The 18,238-nt window shown below is 46.3% G+C and carries 15 protein-coding genes and 2 pseudogenes; 11 read left to right on the top strand and 6 right to left on the bottom strand.

Annotation, left to right across the window (positions count from 1 at the left end; genetic code table 11):
- Positions 1 to 328 precede the first annotated feature (328 nt).
- Positions 329 to 961 (top strand): DUF2306 domain-containing protein, encoded by a 633-nt coding sequence (locus R5H20_RS03370; RefSeq protein WP_006638829.1) that lies wholly within the window; start codon positions 329 to 331, stop codon positions 959 to 961.
- Positions 962 to 1,331: 370 nt separating this feature from the next.
- On the opposite strand, the gene R5H20_RS03375 is transcribed toward R5H20_RS03370, so the two are convergent.
- Complete coding sequence (locus R5H20_RS03375) at positions 1,332 to 2,117, bottom strand: cyclase family protein (RefSeq protein ID WP_006638830.1); 786 nt, start codon at positions 2,115 to 2,117, stop codon at positions 1,332 to 1,334.
- A gap of 297 nt (positions 2,118 to 2,414) precedes the next feature.
- On the opposite strand from R5H20_RS03375, the gene R5H20_RS03380 reads away from it, so the two are divergent.
- The 3 genes from R5H20_RS03380 (at position 2,415) to R5H20_RS03390 (ending at position 4,285) form a co-directional block, all read left to right on the top strand.
- Positions 2,415 to 2,780 carry a putative zinc-binding protein gene (locus R5H20_RS03380; protein WP_006638831.1) on the top strand — a complete coding sequence of 122 codons (366 nt, stop codon included), beginning with the start codon at positions 2,415 to 2,417 and terminating at the stop codon, positions 2,778 to 2,780.
- Between the two features lie 159 nt (positions 2,781 to 2,939).
- Positions 2,940 to 3,521, top strand: a complete 582-nt coding sequence (locus tag R5H20_RS03385; protein WP_006638832.1) for a TetR/AcrR family transcriptional regulator — start codon at positions 2,940 to 2,942, stop codon at positions 3,519 to 3,521.
- Between the two features lie 23 nt (positions 3,522 to 3,544).
- The gene (locus tag R5H20_RS03390) at positions 3,545 to 4,285 is read left to right on the top strand and encodes an SDR family oxidoreductase (RefSeq protein WP_006638833.1); all 741 of its coding nucleotides are present in this window, start codon (positions 3,545 to 3,547) and stop codon (positions 4,283 to 4,285) included.
- 48 nt (positions 4,286 to 4,333) lie between these two features.
- On the opposite strand, the gene R5H20_RS03395 is transcribed toward R5H20_RS03390, so the two are convergent.
- Positions 4,334 to 5,152: an alpha/beta fold hydrolase gene (locus R5H20_RS03395; protein WP_006638834.1), complete on the bottom strand. Its 819-nt coding sequence runs from the start codon at positions 5,150 to 5,152 to the stop codon at positions 4,334 to 4,336.
- 143 nt (positions 5,153 to 5,295) lie between these two features.
- The gene (locus R5H20_RS03400; protein WP_006638835.1) at positions 5,296 to 5,559 is read right to left on the bottom strand and encodes a CD3324 family protein; all 264 of its coding nucleotides are present in this window, start codon (positions 5,557 to 5,559) and stop codon (positions 5,296 to 5,298) included.
- 355 nt (positions 5,560 to 5,914) lie between these two features.
- On the opposite strand from R5H20_RS03400, the gene R5H20_RS03405 reads away from it, so the two are divergent.
- The 3 genes from R5H20_RS03405 to R5H20_RS03415 all read left to right on the top strand — a co-directional run bounded on the left by R5H20_RS03405 (position 5,915) and on the right by R5H20_RS03415 (position 9,362).
- Complete coding sequence (locus R5H20_RS03405) at positions 5,915 to 6,412, top strand: RNA polymerase sigma factor SigV (protein ID WP_006638836.1); 498 nt, start codon at positions 5,915 to 5,917, stop codon at positions 6,410 to 6,412.
- The gene (gene rsiV / locus R5H20_RS03410) at positions 6,412 to 7,272 is read left to right on the top strand and encodes an anti-sigma-V factor RsiV (protein ID WP_006638837.1); all 861 of its coding nucleotides are present in this window, start codon (positions 6,412 to 6,414) and stop codon (positions 7,270 to 7,272) included. The genes R5H20_RS03405 and rsiV overlap by 1 nt, the downstream gene beginning before the upstream one ends.
- Positions 7,273 to 7,478: 206 nt before the next feature.
- Positions 7,479 to 9,362 (top strand): acyltransferase family protein, encoded by a 1,884-nt coding sequence (locus R5H20_RS03415; RefSeq protein WP_006638838.1) that lies wholly within the window; start codon positions 7,479 to 7,481, stop codon positions 9,360 to 9,362.
- 64 nt (positions 9,363 to 9,426) lie between these two features.
- On the opposite strand, the gene R5H20_RS03420 is transcribed toward R5H20_RS03415, so the two are convergent.
- On the bottom strand, positions 9,427 to 9,873 hold the full coding sequence (locus R5H20_RS03420; RefSeq protein ID WP_006638839.1) for an NUDIX hydrolase: 447 nt from the start codon (positions 9,871 to 9,873) through the stop codon (positions 9,427 to 9,429).
- Positions 9,874 to 10,083: 210 nt separating this feature from the next.
- Between R5H20_RS03420 and R5H20_RS03425 the strand changes: the two genes are divergently transcribed.
- Complete coding sequence (locus R5H20_RS03425; RefSeq protein ID WP_006638840.1) at positions 10,084 to 11,289, top strand: Bcr/CflA family efflux MFS transporter; 1,206 nt, start codon at positions 10,084 to 10,086, stop codon at positions 11,287 to 11,289.
- 48 nt (positions 11,290 to 11,337) lie between these two features.
- Here R5H20_RS03425 and R5H20_RS03430 read toward each other — a convergent pair whose 3' ends face one another.
- On the bottom strand, positions 11,338 to 12,510 hold the full coding sequence (locus R5H20_RS03430) for an iron-containing alcohol dehydrogenase (RefSeq protein ID WP_006638841.1): 1,173 nt from the start codon (positions 12,508 to 12,510) through the stop codon (positions 11,338 to 11,340).
- Positions 12,511 to 12,735: 225 nt separating this feature from the next.
- Positions 12,736 to 13,320, bottom strand: a pseudogene (locus R5H20_RS03435) (sensor histidine kinase); the annotation flags it as partial.
- Between R5H20_RS03435 and R5H20_RS03440 the strand changes: the two are divergent.
- The 3 genes and pseudogenes from R5H20_RS03440 to R5H20_RS03450 form a co-directional block, all read left to right on the top strand.
- Positions 13,305 to 14,933: pseudogene (locus R5H20_RS03440) on the top strand (SpaA isopeptide-forming pilin-related protein); the annotation flags it as partial. The pseudogenes R5H20_RS03435 and R5H20_RS03440 overlap by 16 nt on opposite strands.
- A gap of 107 nt (positions 14,934 to 15,040) precedes the next feature.
- Positions 15,041 to 15,676, top strand: a complete 636-nt coding sequence (locus R5H20_RS03445; RefSeq protein WP_006638844.1) for a class A sortase — start codon at positions 15,041 to 15,043, stop codon at positions 15,674 to 15,676.
- A gap of 669 nt (positions 15,677 to 16,345) precedes the next feature.
- Positions 16,346 to 17,785 (top strand): sugar porter family MFS transporter, encoded by a 1,440-nt coding sequence (locus tag R5H20_RS03450; protein WP_006638845.1) that lies wholly within the window; start codon positions 16,346 to 16,348, stop codon positions 17,783 to 17,785.
- The last annotated feature ends 453 nt before the right edge of the window (positions 17,786 to 18,238 follow it).

The following is an 18,238-nucleotide window of genomic DNA, read 5'->3' on the forward strand; positions in this document are numbered from 1 at the left end:
AATGAAATGAAAGGGGATTCATAAACCGAATTTATTTTTTGCTGATCATAGAGAGAGGAGCAGTGGTATCGGATGGATTTGTTCACGCTTTTCGCGTTTTTTCATCTTCATCTCAGTGAGCAAAACTATGCGGACGGGAATGAAGTATGGAGGAAAATTGTAACTTTTTCGCCGTTGCATCCTAACTCAATTGGTGTATCCTAAAAAAGGGACTCGACGGTTCGGGCTGACCGATGCGGTTTGCCAATACGAGTTGCCTATTAGTCAGAACACAGCTTCAAGGGAGGAACAAAAGCTGAGTAAAAAAAGAGTCACGATATGTTCGGCAATGCTGATCATGATATATATACTGTATACCGTGTTTAAAAATTTCATTTATGATCCGAATTCAACAGCCTTTTTAAGCCATAAAACAAATCTGCGCGACTCGTTTTATCTCCCGGTCTGGCTTGGCGTCATGTACGTCCACGTGATTGCCGCCTGTTTGGCAATGCTGAGCGGAGCTGTCAATTTCTCTGGAAAACGACTGACAAGCAGCCGCAAGTTTCACCGGTTTAACGGCTACATCTATGTCGTTTGCGTGATGATTGTGACGCTGTCGTCAGGCTATATGGCGCCCCATTCCACGGGCGGGAGAATCGTGAGCATAGCCTTTAATTTGGTAAACATGTATTGGCCGGCGGCTACGGTCGTTTCCGTATTCCAGGCCAGGCGAAAGCAGTTTGACAAGCACCGGAAGTGGATGATCCGCAGTTATTTATTCTGCTTTACCAATCTGTTCATTCATTTGATCACCTTTGTATGTCATAGCGGATTCGTCTTGATATATGAGGTGAGCTACACGATAGGCGTTTATGGGGCAATTGTGCTGAATGTCGCGATAGCTGAATGGGTCATTCAGAAGCGGCCTCATCCGCATGCGACAGTTCCCAGCCGAAATGAAAGGATGTCTTCTTTTTGAATAAAATACCAAGGGTTTCTAAACCCCAGGTATTTTTGCTTTTACATATAAATAAAGGCCATCATCTGTCATGACAGAGGCATAGCCCATTGTCTGGGCATCGCTGAAATATTGCCGCGGCCATGGTTTACCGCCCGGGGGATAAGCGGAAACGCTCGTTTCCATTATGTCGCCGGACGGATTTTCAATGACAAGGGGCTTGGCGACATCTTCTTTTTGCTGAAGGAACGATTTGTCTCGTTGGGTCTCGTGCGCAGTAAAGCCCGTGTTAAGTCCGCCGGGAAACGGTCAATCAGCTCCTTCTGTTCACCAATCATTCACTGAAGGTCGGCCAATTTTATTTTTGCCGCAGATCAAGTCACTCCTTAAATTAATCCTCAGTGCTAAGAATGGCAACAGGACGAGCCCATCCGGCCGAGGCTTTTTCGACTTTTATCGGAAACGCCATCACATAAAAACCGGTGGAAGGGAGTTGATCAAGATTCGCAAGCTTTTCAATTTGGCAGTAAGGAATTTTACTTCCGGCAAAATGTCCTTCCCATACTATGGCGGGATCTTTTTCTTTCGCGTAGCGTTTGGCCGTTGAACTGAATGGCGCGTCCCAGCTCCAAGCGTCAGTACCGACAAGCCGCACGCCGCGCTCAGTTAAATAGAGCGTTGCTTCGCGGCCCATTCCGCAGCCGCTGTCTAAGTAATCCTTTTCCCCGTATTTCGCACCAGCCGACGTATTCACAAACACAACATCGCCGGGAACCAGCTGATGGTTGATTCGGTTAAGTTCTCGTTCGATTTCTTCAGCAGTGACGATATGTCCATCTTCAAAATGTCTAAAATCCAATTTAACGCCAGGGCCATGAAACCAATCAAGAGGAACCTCATCTATAGTCGGCATTGGTTTGCCGTCATCTGTAACAGAGCGGTAATGATAAGGTGAATCGATATGAGTTCCCGCATGCGTCGACATGTTCACTTTTTCTATTGCCCAGCCTTCCTGGCCGGGAAGATCCTTTCGAGAAAGCCCGGGAAAGCTTTGGGTCATCTGCTGAGCACCTTGTTTGTGGTCTGCATACTCGATTTCAGGTATAAAACCTGGCGGGTCAGATGGAATACCGCCTTTTAGGGATACTGATAGATCTACGATTTGCTGTATTTTCATTCGTTTTTCTCCTTTGCTAAAGAATGGATCATTCTGAACAACCTGGATGATGTTTAAAACTTTCCTGTACCTGCACGTAAGAAAATGAAAAAGACGGCAATTTTCAATCATTCTGTATATTTTTTATTGTACATAGATGTAAGCTTCATTTATATAAGTCTCTGCTAGTATTTTTAAATTTGGCCGGGAATTGGAAAACGTGATATAGCTCACAGTTTCCTTTATGCCCTTCGTGTAAAGTGAATGATAGTTTTTGCCGTGATCAGAATCAAGAAATGAATTGGGAGGAGTTAACCGATGAAAAGAACTGATTTGCCTTTAGTGTATTCATGCTCCGGATGTTCCTCGGCCGCACAAACGGCTAACATGATCGCCATCAAAATGGATCGGGAAAAATTGGCCGAAATGTCCTGCATTGCCGGAGTTGGCGGTGATGTGAAACCGCTTGTTAAAACAGCAACATCCGGACGGGATATCATTGCAATTGACGGCTGTCCTTTATGCTGCTGCAAGAGCTGTTTGGCTAAGCATGACGTTCAGCCAAAGCATCATTTCATACTGTCGGATTTTAATGTACCAAAGAAAAAGGGTGTAGATCCTGACCCTGTCCTTTATATAAATGCGTATGATCAGATTTTGCAGCTCACAAATCAGAAATCCTAAGCTGTTCATTTAGAAAACGACTATCCCGGTAGTCGTTTTTTTTACGGCATAGCGGAGATTACAAATGACAAAATAAATTATTTGTCATTTGTAATATTCTTTGCTATGATGAATCCAAGGAGGTGGCACAAACGGCTCGAATACAGCAGCCGAACAATGATGAAGAATTCTTCAGAAGTGTTAACCAAGGAACAAATACTGACAGCAACAGAAGAAACATTAAGGCGGTTTGGCGTTGCCAAAACATCGATCACAGATGTGGCGAAAGCGCTGAACGTCAGTCATGGCACGATTTACCGCCATTTTAAAAGCAAAAAAGAGATTTTTGAAGCCGCTACCGAGATGTGGCTGAATGAAAAGATTTTGAAGCCGCTTACCGATGTTTATCACGATTCTTCTCTTAAAGGCGCAGCACATGTGAAAGCTTATATCGAGAAATTGTTCGAGCTTAAGCGGTATTATGCCGGAAAAGATGAAGAATTGTTTGCCATGTATGCAAAAGTAACCAATGAATCGTCTAAGCTGGTCGACGAAAACATCGACCAAATCGTCAAGCAATTGAGTGAGCTTATTGCCCGCTGTCCTGTCAATCCAAGCGATTCAGAACAATTGGCAAAGGCCGTCTTTTACGCAACAGAACGCTTCCATCATCCGGCACATGCAAATGAGTGGAAAAGAGATACGATTGAACAGGAATTTGACATGGTTTGGAATGTGATAGAAAAAGGATTTTTAAAATAAACCATTGAGGCGGAGGATAAAACATGCAGGATGTAAAAGGAAAAACAGCAATTGTAACAGGGGCTTCAAGAGGAATCGGCCGGACGATTGCCGAACAGCTGGCCGGGCTCGGAATCAAAGTCGCCGTTAATTATGCAAGCAGCCCGGAAAAGGCAAAAGAAGTGGTAGAAGGCATTCGGGAAAAGGGCGGTGAAGCCGTTGCCGTCCAGGCTGACCTCAGCACGGTCGCCGGTGTGAAATCGTTATTTACCAAAACAGTAGAGGCTTTCGGCAAAGTGGACATCCTGATCAACAATGCCGGAGTGAACATTTACAAACCGATTCAAGACGTCACAGAAGAAGACTTTGATAAGCAATTCAATCTTAACGTCAAAGGCACATTTTTTGCTTGCCAGCAGGCGATGACATACATGGAGGAAAAGGGGAGAATCGTCAACTTTTCGACATCTGTCGCGGGGCAAATGTTTCCGACATACAGCGTCTATGCGGGAACAAAAGGGGCTGTTGAACAGTTTACCCGCCAGCTTGCCAAGGAATTCGCCGCAAAGCAGATTACGATTAACGCGGTAGCCCCGGGGCCTGTCAACACTGAGCTGTTTACTGAAGGGAAGACGGAAGAGCAGATCGAAGGGCTGAAAAAGTCGATTGGGCTCGGGCGCATCGGTGAACCGGAAGACATCGCAAATGTGATTGAATTTTTGGTCAGCGAAAAATCGCAATGGATCACAGGCCAGACGATCCGCGTGAACGGCGGATTTATTTAAAAACACGATGAAGAGCCTAAGAATTCTTTTCTTGGGCTCTTTCTGTGATCAATCAAAGCGATTTTGCAAAACTTCATCCAGCTTCTCAGCGAACTCCTTCGGATATAATGAGCAGCCGACATGATTGCCGGGAAAATCGGCAACGCCCGTTCCGACATGCTCAGCCAACGCTTGCGCATACCGGTAAGGGAGAAATCCCTTTGAATCAATCCCGCCTGCAGGCACGGCGACCATTGATGAAGCCCTCAGCCTGTTTAGATCAGGCCTGTATTCTCTCAGCGCCGGCACTTCCGATCGTATAAAATAATCGATATTGGCCATCAGCTGCTCCATCCGGGCCGCCGGCCGCTTTGGCTGGGCGGATGCCGTAATGCCCATTGCTTGTGCAAACTCTTCCAAAGCCGGTAAACCGTTTTGTTGATAATGGTTTTCAAGGTTCTTCAAGCTTTTGATTCCCAAGATGCGGTCACTGCCTGACAACAGCTGCGGAATCGGTGGTTCGTGTGCGACAAGACCGCGGATTTGTTCAGGATGATGGATGGCCAGATCAACGCCGATGACTGCTCCCGAACTGCAGCCGAAAACAAAGGCGGGTTTATCGGTCAGGCTGGCGAGCAGACGGTGGGCGTCATCGCTGTGCACGGAAATCCGGCAGCTTTCGTTCGGGTTTTCAAGTCTGCTGCGCGAGTGGCCGCGGCGGTCATAGGTGACGACGGTATAGCGGTCGGACAAAAGGCCGGCAATCGGGTATGAATCAGCATCGCCGTTGCCGCCGTGTATCATAAGCAGGACAGGTCCTGTTCCGCGCATCTCGTAGTAGAGGCTGGCCCCGGGCACCCTCAATATCCCGTTTTTTACTTCAGTCATGATGACATACTCTCCTCTCTTTGTGATCATCACACCTTTACAATACATGATGAGAGCCGTGATCAACAGGCAGAAATCGGCTGAGAAACAAACTCGCCATATAGGAAAAGCACCGATCGTGACCGATCAGTGCTTCGCTTCTTTTATTTCGAGTACACAATCTTTTTGACCGTTTCTACAGAGAGGTGATGGTCATCAGCCAATTGATCAATCGTTCTGCCGTTTTTAAAAGCTTTTTTCATCAAAGCATTTCGGTCATCAATCAGCTTTCTCGCCCCAGACCGGGCGCCCCATTTTTGATGGGCGGATACGGGTTTAGGGATATAGATTGTTTCTCCTTGAACATATTGTTGAATTTCTGATATCAGCTTTTCGGGTAAAATAGCCGCTGCATTGAGATATGCCATGTCTGCCAGCTCCTTATTTTTGATCGCAAAATAAGGTGCAAAGCCAATCGATCAGAAAAACTCATTCAGGCGATGGGTGATCATGTCCGCCCCATGCAAAGTATCGCCTTTCCAATCACAGGCTTTGCATGAGTCGCTTTTGTATCCGGCATTGTGATAATTGCCATATTCCCACCTCCTCTTGGAACCCATTATAAAACGGTTCAAAACAAAAATGAAGAATATCGTGAGACGGCAAAACTGCCATCTGGTTTTCTAAAGCTGAAAAAAAGATGTCAATGGCGCAAACTATTTTCCACCTTTTCACGTCTATACATATTGGAAAAGCCTATGGAAAAAGGAGCTCTTTATAGCAATGAAGAAACAAACAGCCGAAGCGTCGCTTGTTGCGTTCATAACTGACGGGAAAGAACATGTTTACCGACTGGCGTACAGTTATGTGAAAAATCAGGAGGACGCGCTAGATATTGTTCAGGAATCGATCCACAAAGCGCTGGCTTCTGTCGATTCCCTTCGAAATCCCGAAACCATGAAAAGCTGGTTTTATAAAATTCTGGTACGCACAGCAATCGACTTTCTCCGAAAGCAAAAGAAACTAAAAGTGATGGATGATCAAACAATAGAGTATCTAAGCAAAGGAAAAGAAGATACATATCAAGATACAGACCTTTATGAAGCCCTTGAAGAATTGCCGCATCCATATAAAACGATTATCGTCCTGCGGTTTTTCGAGGATCTGAAATTAGAAGAAATAGCGGAAATCACCGGGGAAAACATCAATACGACCAAAACCCGGCTCTACAGAGGGCTGAAGCTCATGCGCATTCATTTGGCGAAGGAGGACCTGTCGTAATGGATAAGAAATTGGAACAATTAAGAGAAGAGTATCAAAACGTGCCCATTCCTAAAGAGCTGGACGAAATGGTCGAAAAAGCCCTTCAGCATCGTCCGCAAAGGAAGCGGAAGATCCTGATGTGGCCCGCATCAATAGCCGTGGCGGCGGCTGTGTTATTTGCCGCGGCCGTCAACATCAACCCCGACGCCGCCCAAGCCATGTCGAAAATCCCCGTTATCGGCAAAGTCGTCAAAGCGATCACGTTTACCGAGATCAAACAAGAGAAAGACCAGTCGAGCATTGATGTGAAAACACCGGCACTGTCCGGGCTGTCCAATCGTGAACTTGAGGAGAACGTCAACAAAAAGTATTTGAAAGAAAGCCAAAAGCTTTACAATGAATTTATGGAGGCCACCTCCAAACATAAAAAAGGGCATCTCAGCATTTACAGCGATTATGAGACAGTAACAGACACGAGGGACTTGATCTCGATTCGCCGGAATATCGAAAAAACGCAGGCATCCAGCTACACTCAGCAGCGCTATATCACCATCGACAAAAAGAACGAAATCCTGCTGACGCTGAAGAGTTTGTTTAAAGATGACCGCTATATCGATGTCATCAGCCAAAACATTAAAGAGCAAATGAAGCAGCAAATGAAGGAAGATCATGATAAAATTTATTGGATTGATGATGATGAAATCGAGCCATTCAAAAAAATTCGCGCTGACCAAAACTTTTACATTACTGAAGATCATAAATTGGTGATTTCGTTTGACGAATATGAAGTTGCGCCCGGATATATGGGGGTCGCAGAGTTTGAAATTCCGACCGGCGTTATTTCAAAACTGCTCGTCGGAAGCCGCTACATCCGCTAGCAAGGCAAAACATCCATGATGCCGCGGATCATGGATGTTTGCTGTGCGCTGCCTGCTCTATGAGGAACGGTCAGGGAGAAAAAAGTTTAGCATTTCATCGTACTTTTTGAAACAAAATGCCATCTCGTTTTCGTCTATTATCTCGGAACCAATAGAAAAAGATGACGTAAAAACGGGAATAACCGCGACATTATTGGAGGAATACCATGTTAGACAAGACGCAGCATCATCGCTACATACCGGGGTTGGACGGACTTCGGGCTTTTGCCGTTCTGGCGGTCATCGCATACCATCTGAACTTCAATTGGGCCGACGGAGGCTTCATCGGAGTCGACATCTTTTTTGTTTTATCCGGCTACTTGATTACATCCATCATATTGCCGGCGTATGGAGATGATATTAACTTGGATTTCCGCGGCTTTTGGATCCGCCGGATGCGGCGCCTGGCGCCGGCCGCATCCCTCATGATCATCGCGACTGTCATATGGGTCGTATTGTTTCACCAGGAGCTGCTCCATACGGTGCGAGGAGATGCGGCATACTCTCTCTTGTATGTCAGCAATTGGTGGTTTATTTTCCATGATCTATCCTATTTTGACAGCTTTGGCTCTCCATCGCCTTTAAAAAACCTTTGGTCATTGGCAATTGAAGAGCAGTTTTATATCGCATGGCCGATTGTTCTGGTGGCGGGAATGTACATATGTAAAAAAAGAACCAAGCTGGCGGGAGCGGTTTTATTGCTTGCGCTTTGCTCGGCTGTATTAATGAGCGTGCTTTACGTCCCAGGCGGAGATCCGAGCCGCGTCTACTACGGAACAGATACGCGCTCTTTCGAACTCTTGATTGGCTGCGCTTTAGCCCTTGTGTGGCCGATGAAAAGGCTTTCTTCAAACAGGCTCCCAATCAGGCTGAAGCGGGCATTGCACGGAACCGAGCTCGCCGCTTTTATGATCATAATACTGTGCATTTATCTCGTTGATGAATACGCTCCCTTTCTTTATCATGGCGGAATGCTTCTCATCAGTATCATCGCCGCCATTTTGATCGCATGCGTCAGCCATCCAAGCAGCTTTTTGGGTCATCTCCTTTCATGGAAGCCGCTGCGCTGGATTGGTACGAGATCATACGGCATTTACCTTTGGCATTACCCTGTCATCGTATTGAGCACGCCTGTTCATGAGATTGGCAATCCGGTTTATTGGCATGATGCCCTTAAAATTGCCGCAACACTGATTCTCGCCGAGCTTTCGTATCGGTTCATCGAGAAGCCGATTCGGAATGACGGCTTTCGACCGTTTTTCCGCCGCGTTTTTGTTAACAGGATTGTGGAATGGAAAACGTCTTCAACAGTCAGCAGAATGTCGCTGGGATTGCTGTTTGCCGCCTTCATCATTTTTGCGGGAGGGCTTTCCGGAATAGCCGGAGAAAGCAAACAGCCGCGGCTGCCGCATGTCCAGGCCACAGGAGAAGCAGGTGATTCTTCATACCGGACCTCTGATCAAACAGGCGGAACCAATTCAACGCACGATCAAAAAGAAACCGGGATACAGAAGAAAAACTCGAGCGGGCATCCGCATAAAGAAAAGAAGGCATCACAACAGCAAACAGAGGGAAAGGCGGAGAAGGATTCAGGGGAACACGTGCTGGCCATCGGCGATTCCGTCATGCTTGACATCGCGTCAAACCTTCGCCGCAAATATCCACATATAACGATAGACGGAAAGGTGGGGCGGCAGGTATCAGAAGCGCTCCATTTAACGCCAAAATACGCATCGTTTAACCAGCCGGACAAATCCGTCATTATCGAACTGGGGACGAACGGGTATTTCACAGACAGCCAAATGGACGAGCTCCTTAACGCCTTCTCAAAAGCCCGCATTTATCTCGTGAACACGCGGGTGCCGCGCCAATGGGAGAGAAAGGTGAACGAGTCATTGCGCAGGCAGGCAGAAGGCCGCCGGAATGTTACATTGGTTGATTGGCACAGCGAAGCCATTGAGCACCCCGAATATTTTACCTCAGACGGCGTACACCTTGTGCCTAAAGGAGCTGAAGCTTTGACAGCACTTATCGTTCAAGCGGTGGAATAAAGATTTTACAGAAAAAGAGGCTTTTGGTGAAGCCTCTTTTCGTTTAAGAAATTGCCGGGTTTTTCTAAACCCTCTTTCTGAGCAGCTTGATGACATACGGCGTTATTAAAGTTTCTTTTATTAGTGTGCTTGGCTGTTTGCTAAAATGATTGATTTGTTTTCTTCTATGCGGAACCATGAACAAAGGCAGCCGGCTTGGATGAAACCAGCCGATTTTTGCTGTTTCATCCCCTTCTTTCAGCGGTTCACCGCCCAGCAATTTTCCTGTATAAATATACTGCATATCCCGGCAATCGGGCTGGTAGTATTCTCCTATTTTGCGTTCAATGGACACGTGGTAACCCGTTTCTTCTTTCATTTCCCTGATGGCGCATGTTTCCGGATGTTCATGTTTGTCCAATCTGCCTCCGGGTAAATCCCAGAGAGGAACATCTTTTCTTTTCACCAGAAGTATTTTTCCTTCATCATTTTCCACAATCGTGAAACAGCCTATCGTATTGACAGCATTCAAATGAACATAACTCCTTTTTCTATGTGTCATCGCTTCCAAGTATGAGTGTACTAAAAAAAGCACGGTCGTATCTATTAAATTGGATACGACTTGAGCAGACGGCTTTCACTATGAAAAAAATATGGTACAATATACGAATGTTTGCAGCCCGATTTCATTTCATGATTGAAGAATAGATGCTCACTAGGTCGATAGAAAGGTTTTGATAATATGCTTCATAATCCAACCGGAAAAGAACGGCTCGCATTGGCTTTCCTGCTTGGCATGCTTGCCATACTGGGCCCTTTGAATATCGATATGTATTTGCCCAGCTTTCCCGAGATTGCCGATGATTTGTCTGCCCGGGCCTCGCTCGTACAGCTCAGTTTAACGGCATGTCTGATCGGACTGACATTCGGCCAGCTTGTCATCGGTCCGATCAGTGATGCACAGGGGAGACGCAAGCCCTTATTAATATCCATCTTTTTATTTGCGCTGTCTTCGCTGTTTTGTGCGCTTTCTCCGAACATCGGCATATTGGTGCTGGCCCGGTTTTTGCAGGGGTTTACCGCTTCAGCGGGGATTGTGCTTTCGCGCGCGATCGTGCGGGATGTGTTTACCGGAAGGGAACTGTCTAAGTTTTTCTCGCTTTTAATGGTCATCACTGCGGTCGCACCGATGGTTGCGCCGATGACGGGCGGCGCCATTCTGCTGTTGCCGTTCGCAACATGGCACACGATTTTTTACACGTTGACATTGATCGGCTTCTTCCTTGTTCTGATTATTGCGCTGAGGCTGAAAGAAACCTTGCCGCCTGAGAAGCGGATTCCAAGCTCAATCGGATCATCTGTGAAGACGATGGGCAGTTTGGTAAAGGACCGGTCTTTTATCGGGTATGCGCTGACAGTCGGGTTCATCCACGGGGGGAGCTTTGCATATGTTTCCGGTACGCCTTTTGTGTATCAGGATATTTATGGGGTATCTCCGCAGGTTTTCAGCGTGTTATTCGGCATTAACGGCTTGGCCATCATTACCGGAAGCTTTATCATTGGACGCTTTGGAGGAATCGTTCATGAAAGAAAATTGCTTCGCATGGCGGTCATTACCGCTCTCATTGCAACAACTGTACTGCTTACGATGACGATCATCAAAGGTCCGCTTCCGACACTGGTCATTTCCATTTTTATATACATGATCACGATTGGAATGACGCTGACAAGCACTTTTACTTTGGCGATGGAAAATCAGGGCCACCGTGCCGGCAGCGCAAGCGCGATGTTGGGGATGCTCCCGCTGCTGCTCGGGTCAATCGTTTCCCCGCTTGTCGGAATGAATGAAACGACGGCAATCCCAATGGGCGCCATCATGTTTGTCACAGCCGTCATCGGGTCTGTCGCCTTTTTCACGCTGACAAAAGAAAAAGCGGAGCAGAACTAACACATCCACACAAAAAAGGACGGAATCGTTTGATTCCGTCCTTTGCTTTTATAGAGACGAGCGGAGAATAGCGAGCACATCGTCTTTGTTCAGTTTTTGGAAGTTGCCGAAGCCGCCGTGCTCCATTTCTTTAGCCGCAATATCGGCAATCAAGTCAAGCTTGTCTTCGCCGATGTCGTAATCGGCCAGACGGGAAGGAGCGCCAAGGCTTGTCCAGAAGGCGGACAGCTTGTCGATCCCTTCAAGCGCGATTTCTTTATCTGTTTTGCCTTCAGTGTCAATGTCGAACATATTGAGCATCAGGGCTTTGAAGCGGCCGACATTTGTATCAAGTGTATATCTCATCCAGTTTGGGAACAGAATCGCCAGTCCGCCCGCATGCGGGATATCATAAACGGCTGAAACGGCGTGCTCCATCGTATGGGACGCCCAGTCGCCGAAATATCCCATTTGCAGCGTCCCGTTTAATGCGATGGTGCCGGCGTATAAAATCGTTTCGCGGTGCTGATAGTTTTGCAGATCCTTCAGGAGTTTCGGTGCTGTTTCGATCACCGTCTGCAGCACGGCAAAGCACATTCTGTCTTGAAGCGGCGTGTTTTCGACGTTATGGAAGTATTGTTCAAATACGTGGCTCATCATATCGACGATGCCGTAGACCGTTTGATTTTCAGGGACGCTGAATGTATTGACAGGGTCTAAAATAGAGAAACGCGGATGTGTCACATCGCTTCCCCACACATACTTCTCATTTGTTTCCCAATTTGTAATGACAGAATCCGGGTTCATTTCAGATCCTGTTGCGGCAAGGGTCAAAACCGTACCGAACGGAAGAGCGTCCTTCGCAGTTGTTTTTTTGCTGAAAATGTCCCAAGGATCGCCCTCGTACTTGACGCCGGCCGCAATCGCTTTGGTGCAGTCGATGACGCTCCCTCCGCCGACCGCGAGAAGAAATTCGATGTCATGCTGTCTGCACAAATCGATTCCTTTTTGCACTGTCGCAAGGCGCGGATTCGGTTCGACTCCGGAAAGTTCATGCCAATCAGCGCCTTCTTCTCTTAAAACGCCTGTTACTTGATCATAAAGGCCGTTTCGTTTAATGCTGCCGCCTCCATATACAAGCAAAACCCTTTTCCCGTATTTCTTTAATTCCTGTTTCAATTGTTCAAGCTGGCCTTTGCCAAAGATCAGCTTCGTCGGATTATAGTAGCTGAAATTTTCCATATCATCAAACCTCCAATATGTAAATAAAAACAGGTTTCCTACTATAACATATAACCGGAAAGAGCAAAAGAGCTGAACTTCTTACGGAATGAAGGACCAAACAGCACAAAAAAGCGTGAGGCCGGCACCTCCCAACAGCTGTTTCCAACGAAAAAAGCTTGCCTGCAAAACCATTTTCAGCGGATTTGCCGCGATTACATCTAAAAATACTGAGCGTGAGCCGGTTCAGCTCACTGAAATGTCCGCAGATTCATGATTATGGATCACCATCGAGACAGCGGTGCCTACATCTGGAGTGCTCTGTATCTCCAGTTCGCTTCCGCAGAAATACTTCAGCCTCTGGTTAATATTTCTCAGGCCGACGCGATCGAAACCAGGGGAAAGGATTTCTTTTTGTTTTTCCGGTGTCATGCCGGCTCCGTTGTCCTCGACTTTGACGACATATTGATGGTCGGTTTCTTTTTTGGCTATCAGTTTGATCCAGCCTCCGCCTCTTTTCCTGCCGATTCCGTGTTGAATGGCATTTTCGACCAGAGGCTGAATCATTAAAGGCGGGAGATTGAAATCGATGTCTTGATCGATATCAAATATGACTTTCAGCCGGTTACCGTAGCGCGTTTTTTCAATTGAAAGAAAGGATCTGACAATTGACAGCTCTTTTCTGAATGTGCTGATCGCAGACGTATTTTGAAAATTAAAACTCATTCTTAAAAAATTGGTAAACTCAGCAGTTACTTCCCGCGCCTTTTCAATATCCAGATGACTGAGGGAAATGATCGTGTTCAATACATTGTAAAGAAAATGCGGACGGCCGAAAACTAGAGGGAGCGGTCTTCAAGATTGTTGACCGGGAAGGGAACACAATCCAAGAAGAGCTGACCGCTGATCAAGACGGCAAAGTCACGGCTTCGGGTCTGGCTCCGGGACACTACGCTTTTGTCGAAACGAAAGCGCCAGAAGGATATGTGCTGAATACAGAGAAAATAGAGTTTGCCATCTCCGATTCAGCAGAAGGCAGACCAGAGGCGGCTGACGCCGGAATTGCAGTCAACCATAAAGGTTCTGTCCAATTGACGAAGGAAGATGCGGACGGCCATAAACTAGAGGGAGCGGTCTTCAAGATTGTTGATCAGAAAGGGAATACCGTTCAGGAAGATCTGGCGTCAGATCAAGACGGGAACGTAACAGCTTCAGGTCTCGCGCCGGGGCATTACGCCTTTGTCGAAACAAAAGCGCCGGAAGGATATGTGTTGAATACGGAGAAAATAGAGTTTACCATCATTGAATCAGCAGAAGGGAAGCCGAAGGCGGCTGATGCCGGCACTGCTGTCAACTATAAAGGCGCTGTTCATTTGCTGAAACAAGATGAAGATGGAAAAGGATTAGCCGGCGCTGTTTTCAAAATCATTGACAGTGATGGAAAAACAGTCAGAGACGATCTAGTCTCAAAAGATGGCGGTAAAATTGAGGCGGACGGATTGGCTCCGGGAAGCTATCAATTTGTTGAAAAAGAGGCGCCCGACGGCTATCTTTTGTCAACCAGCCCAGTACAGTTCACCATCAAGGCTGAGCACGCAGGAAAACCGGAGCAGGTTGAATTAACGGCGGTCAACAAGGAGAACGGCGTTGTCCTGACAAAAGTGGATCAGAACGACAAAGCCTCCGTTCTTCAAGGCGCGACATTCAATCTGACAGATGCAAACGGCAAAGTATTGAAAGCCGGACTGACCACTGATGACAAAGGGCAGATTAAAGTCAGCGGTCTCAAACCGGGCGATTACCAGTTTGTCGAAACAAAAGCACCTGAGAATTACAGTTTGGATAAGACGCCAATACCGTTCAAGATCAGCAATACCGATACAAAACCAGTCGAAATCACCGCGGCGAATCTATTGACGCCAGGCGATGTCAAACTGACGAAAGTGGATCGTAACGATAAAAATGCCGTTTTGCAAGGGGCTGAATTCAAGCTGGTGGATTCCAGCGGCCATCCTGTTAAAACCGATGGCTACGGCAAAGAGCTGCCGGCAGTCTGGAAAACGGATCAGAATGGACAGTTCACGGTGAAAGGACTGGCGCCTGGGCGCTACCAATTCATCGAAACAAAAGCGCCGGACGGCTATCAGCTGGACGAAACACCGCTTCAGTTCGACATTAAAGCAGGACAGTCGAGAGCAGTGGAAATAACGGCTTTTAATACAAAATTAAAAACAACACCGCCTGACAAAGACACACCGAATGACAATGTCAATGGAAAAGGACACCATTCCAATTCCAATGACTCAAACGGTCATACGAAAACTGACAAAACACTTCCGAAAACCGGTGATACAGACAGCATGATTCCGATTGTGACCGGCATTCTGATGCTCTTGGCAGGCGGAGCCTTGGCTCTCTCCAGAAAGAGGCGGAAAAAGGCGTAAATAGTTGTTATGGCACCTGATCAAGGAAGAATCGATCAGGTGTTTTTTTAAAGAAAAAACGACGCGACGCCGCTAAAAGGCTGATCAGTGAGAAAGGGATCATGAGCATGTATAAAAAAATAATGATTGCGGTGCTTGTCTTTTCAGGTCTGTTGCTCATATTGTCCCCTTTCATTAAAGAAAGCATCATCATCAATCTCAGCAATGGCCATCGTTCTGAATTGACTGCGGGGCAGGCGGAAAGAAATAATCAACAACAGGCATCATTCGACTTCGATGCGATTCAGCCGCCTTCTTTTTTCGAAGCGGTAAAAGCGGGCATCGAACGCGATCCGAAAGCGGTGATCGGCCGCATCACCATTAGCAGTGTCGGGATTCGGCTGCCGATTTTGAAAGGCACAACCAATCAAAACCTGCTTTTCGGAGCGACGACAATGCGTCCCGAGCAGAAAATGGGCGAGGGTAATTACCCGTTAGCCGGCCATCATATGAGGCGGGAGAGCCTTCTATTCGGTCCTCTGGTCCAGATCAAGAAAGGGGACAGGATCGTGATCACAGATTTTAAAAAAGACTACATCTATGCGGTGACATCGAAAAACGTTATTTCAGAAATGGATGCAGCTGTCATTCAAGAGACAAAAGAAAAGAACATTACGCTGATTACATGTGACAAACCGGAAAGAACCGAAGGACGCCTTGCGGTGAAAGGAAAACTGATTCATATCACTGTTCATTCGCAATAATACTTTGTTATTGGACCAAGGAATACAATATGAATGCATCTAAAAAGCCGGAGGTTTTAAACCTACGGCTTTTTTTTTACTTTTTGTTATATTAAAGTTTACAAATAGATAACTAAAACATAACTATAACATGACAAAAAGTGAAAAAGCACATCCACCCTCGAGAAATGGACGAGGGGCAGTCGGTTTGTAAAAAGAAATAGGATTTATGCCGGATATATCAAGGTTTTATCGAAAAAATTATATAGATTCAATTAAGATTTCTGAATTTTTATATTGACTGTAAGCGCTTTTATAATTATGATAATAGCAGACATCACAAAAAAATAACAAAAATATAACTATAACATAACAATGAAAAAAGGGATGGCTGCAAACTCATAAATGAAAGCGATTGCATTTCGGTCTTGGCTTGAGATTGATTTGCGTTTTTGCCAACATAAAATTCCCAATTTTCAAAAAGGTGATGATCGAGGAGGGAGCCTGGCGGACACAATTCGATGAGTAGCGGCTGAAAGCGGAAAGGTATTAGAACTTATACATGATGTGGTGATACATGGCAATCACGGCGCAGAATTTGCACTCCGTTGGATTTATGCTTCAATACCCGAGGGAATAAACAAAGGAAACAATTCGTTGAACATTCTTTAATAAAGGCGGGGAATAGACATGAATGAACAGAAAAGTCAAAAATCGTTTTTAAGCACCATCATTTTAGTCTCGACATTTGGCGGACTCCTTTTTGGATATGATACAGGTGTCGTCAATGGTGCATTGCCTTATATGGCTGAAAAAGACCAGCTTAACCTCAATGCATTTACCGAAGGCCTTGTTGCAAGCTCGCTTCTTCTTGGCGCTGCGCTTGGAGCGGTATTTGGAGGCCGGCTCTCAGATTATGTCGGACGGCGCAAAAATATTATTTTTCTGGCAGTGCTGTTCTTTTTCGCGACACTTGGATGTACTTTAGCGCCGAATGTATCTGTCATGGTCTTTTCTCGTTTTATGCTGGGGATCGCTGTAGGAGGCGCGTCTGTCACGGTTCCGACTTATTTGGCGGAAATGTCGCCGGCTGAAAAAAGAGGCCGGATGGTGACTCAAAATGAATTAATGATTGTGTCCGGACAGCTGCTTGCTTTTACATTCAACGCCATTCTCGGTACCACGATGGGAGACAGCTCCCATGTCTGGCGCTACATGCTTGCGATTGCGGCGGTTCCGGCCGTATTGTTGTTCTTCGGTATGCTGAGGGTTCCTGAGAGTCCGCGCTGGCTTGTATCGAAGGGGAAAAGCGAACATGCTTTGGGCGTCCTCAAAAAAATCCGACCAGAAAAACGCGCCCAATCAGAATTGGCTGAAATTGAAGCAGCGCTCAACAGGGAGTCGGAAATTAAGAAAGCGACCTTTAAAGATTTGACAGTGCCGTGGGTGCGCCGCATCGTATTTATTGGAATCGGCATCGCCATCGTACAACAGATCACCGGTGTGAACTCGATTATGTACTATGGAACAGAAATTCTTAAAAATGCCGGCTTTGAAACAAAAGCCGCGCTTATCGGGAATATTGCCAATGGGTTAATCTCCGTTTTGGCGACTTTCGTGGGAATTTGGCTGCTGGGCAAAGTCGGCCGCAGGCCTATGCTGTTGACCGGTTTAATCGGAACGACGTCGGCGTTGCTGCTGATCGGTATTTTCTCGACGTTGCTGCAAGGTTCAGCCGCGCTTCCGTATGTTGTCCTTGCATTAACTGTTACATTCCTTGGATTCCAGCAGGGAGCCATTTCTCCTGTTACATGGCTGATGCTTTCGGAAATTTTTCCGCTGCGTTTGCGGGGCCTCGGCATGGGTGTTACGGTGTTATGCTTATGGATCGCTAATTTTTTCGTCGGTCTTACATTCCCGATATTGCTCGAATCAATCGGACTGTCCTCGACGTTTTATATCTTTGTCGGTCTGGGACTCGTCTCCATCACCTTCGTGAAAAAATTCCTTCCGGAAACAAAAGGGCTTACCCTTGAACAGCTGGAAAACAATTTCCGCAACTATAAATCCGGAAATATCCAAAACGGTGTAAGTGCGGACTCAACAGATGAAAAAACAGGACTAGTTTAAACAGGATCCGGCCGAAGGGTTGCAGAATTGATAGTCGGTATCGGGACGTGAAGTAGCTGCTGATGAGTGTGGACGGTCTGCTGAAAATGCTTCTGAATAGAGTGGTTTGTGCAACGAAAAGAAAGTGCAATCATAAAAACTTTGTTCTGTATCCGTCTGGAATATATCCGGCAGATAGGAGCGGGTACGGCTTGAAGGAGCGTGCATTCGAAGACTCTGGAAGAGTCTTCCGTCCGTCAATGATAAGATGTAATAATAAACAATCGGCAATAAAGCCTGACTGGCCGTTGCCTGCTAAAAACCCGGTTCATTTCGTTTTCTTGACGGAGTGAACCGGGTTTTATCAAAGTCCGAGTGCGGATATGAAACGGATAAAGGGCTTTCGTGCATTCAAGCCCATTTCGAAAATAAGCGCTGTTCTGCGGTTATTAAATAGAAGATATCAATACCAAT

Origin of the sequence: Bacillus sp. KICET-3, assembly GCF_033261025.1 — a bacterium.
GTDB classification, from domain to species: domain Bacteria; phylum Bacillota; class Bacilli; order Bacillales; family Bacillaceae; genus Bacillus; species Bacillus sonorensis.

What these genes read in the sequence shown, in the direction of transcription:
- R5H20_RS03370 (WP_006638829.1), top strand. Translation starts at nt 329, where the DNA reads ATGCTGATCATGATATATATACTGTATACCGTGTTTAAAAATTTCATT.
- R5H20_RS03375 (WP_006638830.1), bottom strand. Translation starts at nt 2,117, where the DNA reads ATGAAAATACAGCAAATCGTAGATCTATCAGTATCCCTAAAAGGCGGT.
- R5H20_RS03380 (WP_006638831.1), top strand. Translation starts at nt 2,415, where the DNA reads ATGAAAAGAACTGATTTGCCTTTAGTGTATTCATGCTCCGGATGTTCC.
- R5H20_RS03385 (WP_006638832.1), top strand. Translation starts at nt 2,940, where the DNA reads ATGAAGAATTCTTCAGAAGTGTTAACCAAGGAACAAATACTGACAGCA.
- R5H20_RS03390 (WP_006638833.1), top strand. Translation starts at nt 3,545, where the DNA reads ATGCAGGATGTAAAAGGAAAAACAGCAATTGTAACAGGGGCTTCAAGA.
- R5H20_RS03395 (WP_006638834.1), bottom strand. Translation starts at nt 5,152, where the DNA reads ATGACTGAAGTAAAAAACGGGATATTGAGGGTGCCCGGGGCCAGCCTC.
- R5H20_RS03400 (WP_006638835.1), bottom strand. Translation starts at nt 5,559, where the DNA reads ATGGCATATCTCAATGCAGCGGCTATTTTACCCGAAAAGCTGATATCA.
- R5H20_RS03405 (WP_006638836.1), top strand. Translation starts at nt 5,915, where the DNA reads ATGAAGAAACAAACAGCCGAAGCGTCGCTTGTTGCGTTCATAACTGAC.
- rsiV (WP_006638837.1), top strand. Translation starts at nt 6,412, where the DNA reads ATGGATAAGAAATTGGAACAATTAAGAGAAGAGTATCAAAACGTGCCC.
- R5H20_RS03415 (WP_006638838.1), top strand. Translation starts at nt 7,479, where the DNA reads ATGTTAGACAAGACGCAGCATCATCGCTACATACCGGGGTTGGACGGA.
- R5H20_RS03425 (WP_006638840.1), top strand. Translation starts at nt 10,084, where the DNA reads ATGCTTCATAATCCAACCGGAAAAGAACGGCTCGCATTGGCTTTCCTG.
- R5H20_RS03430 (WP_006638841.1), bottom strand. Translation starts at nt 12,510, where the DNA reads ATGGAAAATTTCAGCTACTATAATCCGACGAAGCTGATCTTTGGCAAA.
- R5H20_RS03445 (WP_006638844.1), top strand. Translation starts at nt 15,041, where the DNA reads ATGTATAAAAAAATAATGATTGCGGTGCTTGTCTTTTCAGGTCTGTTG.
- R5H20_RS03450 (WP_006638845.1), top strand. Translation starts at nt 16,346, where the DNA reads ATGAATGAACAGAAAAGTCAAAAATCGTTTTTAAGCACCATCATTTTA.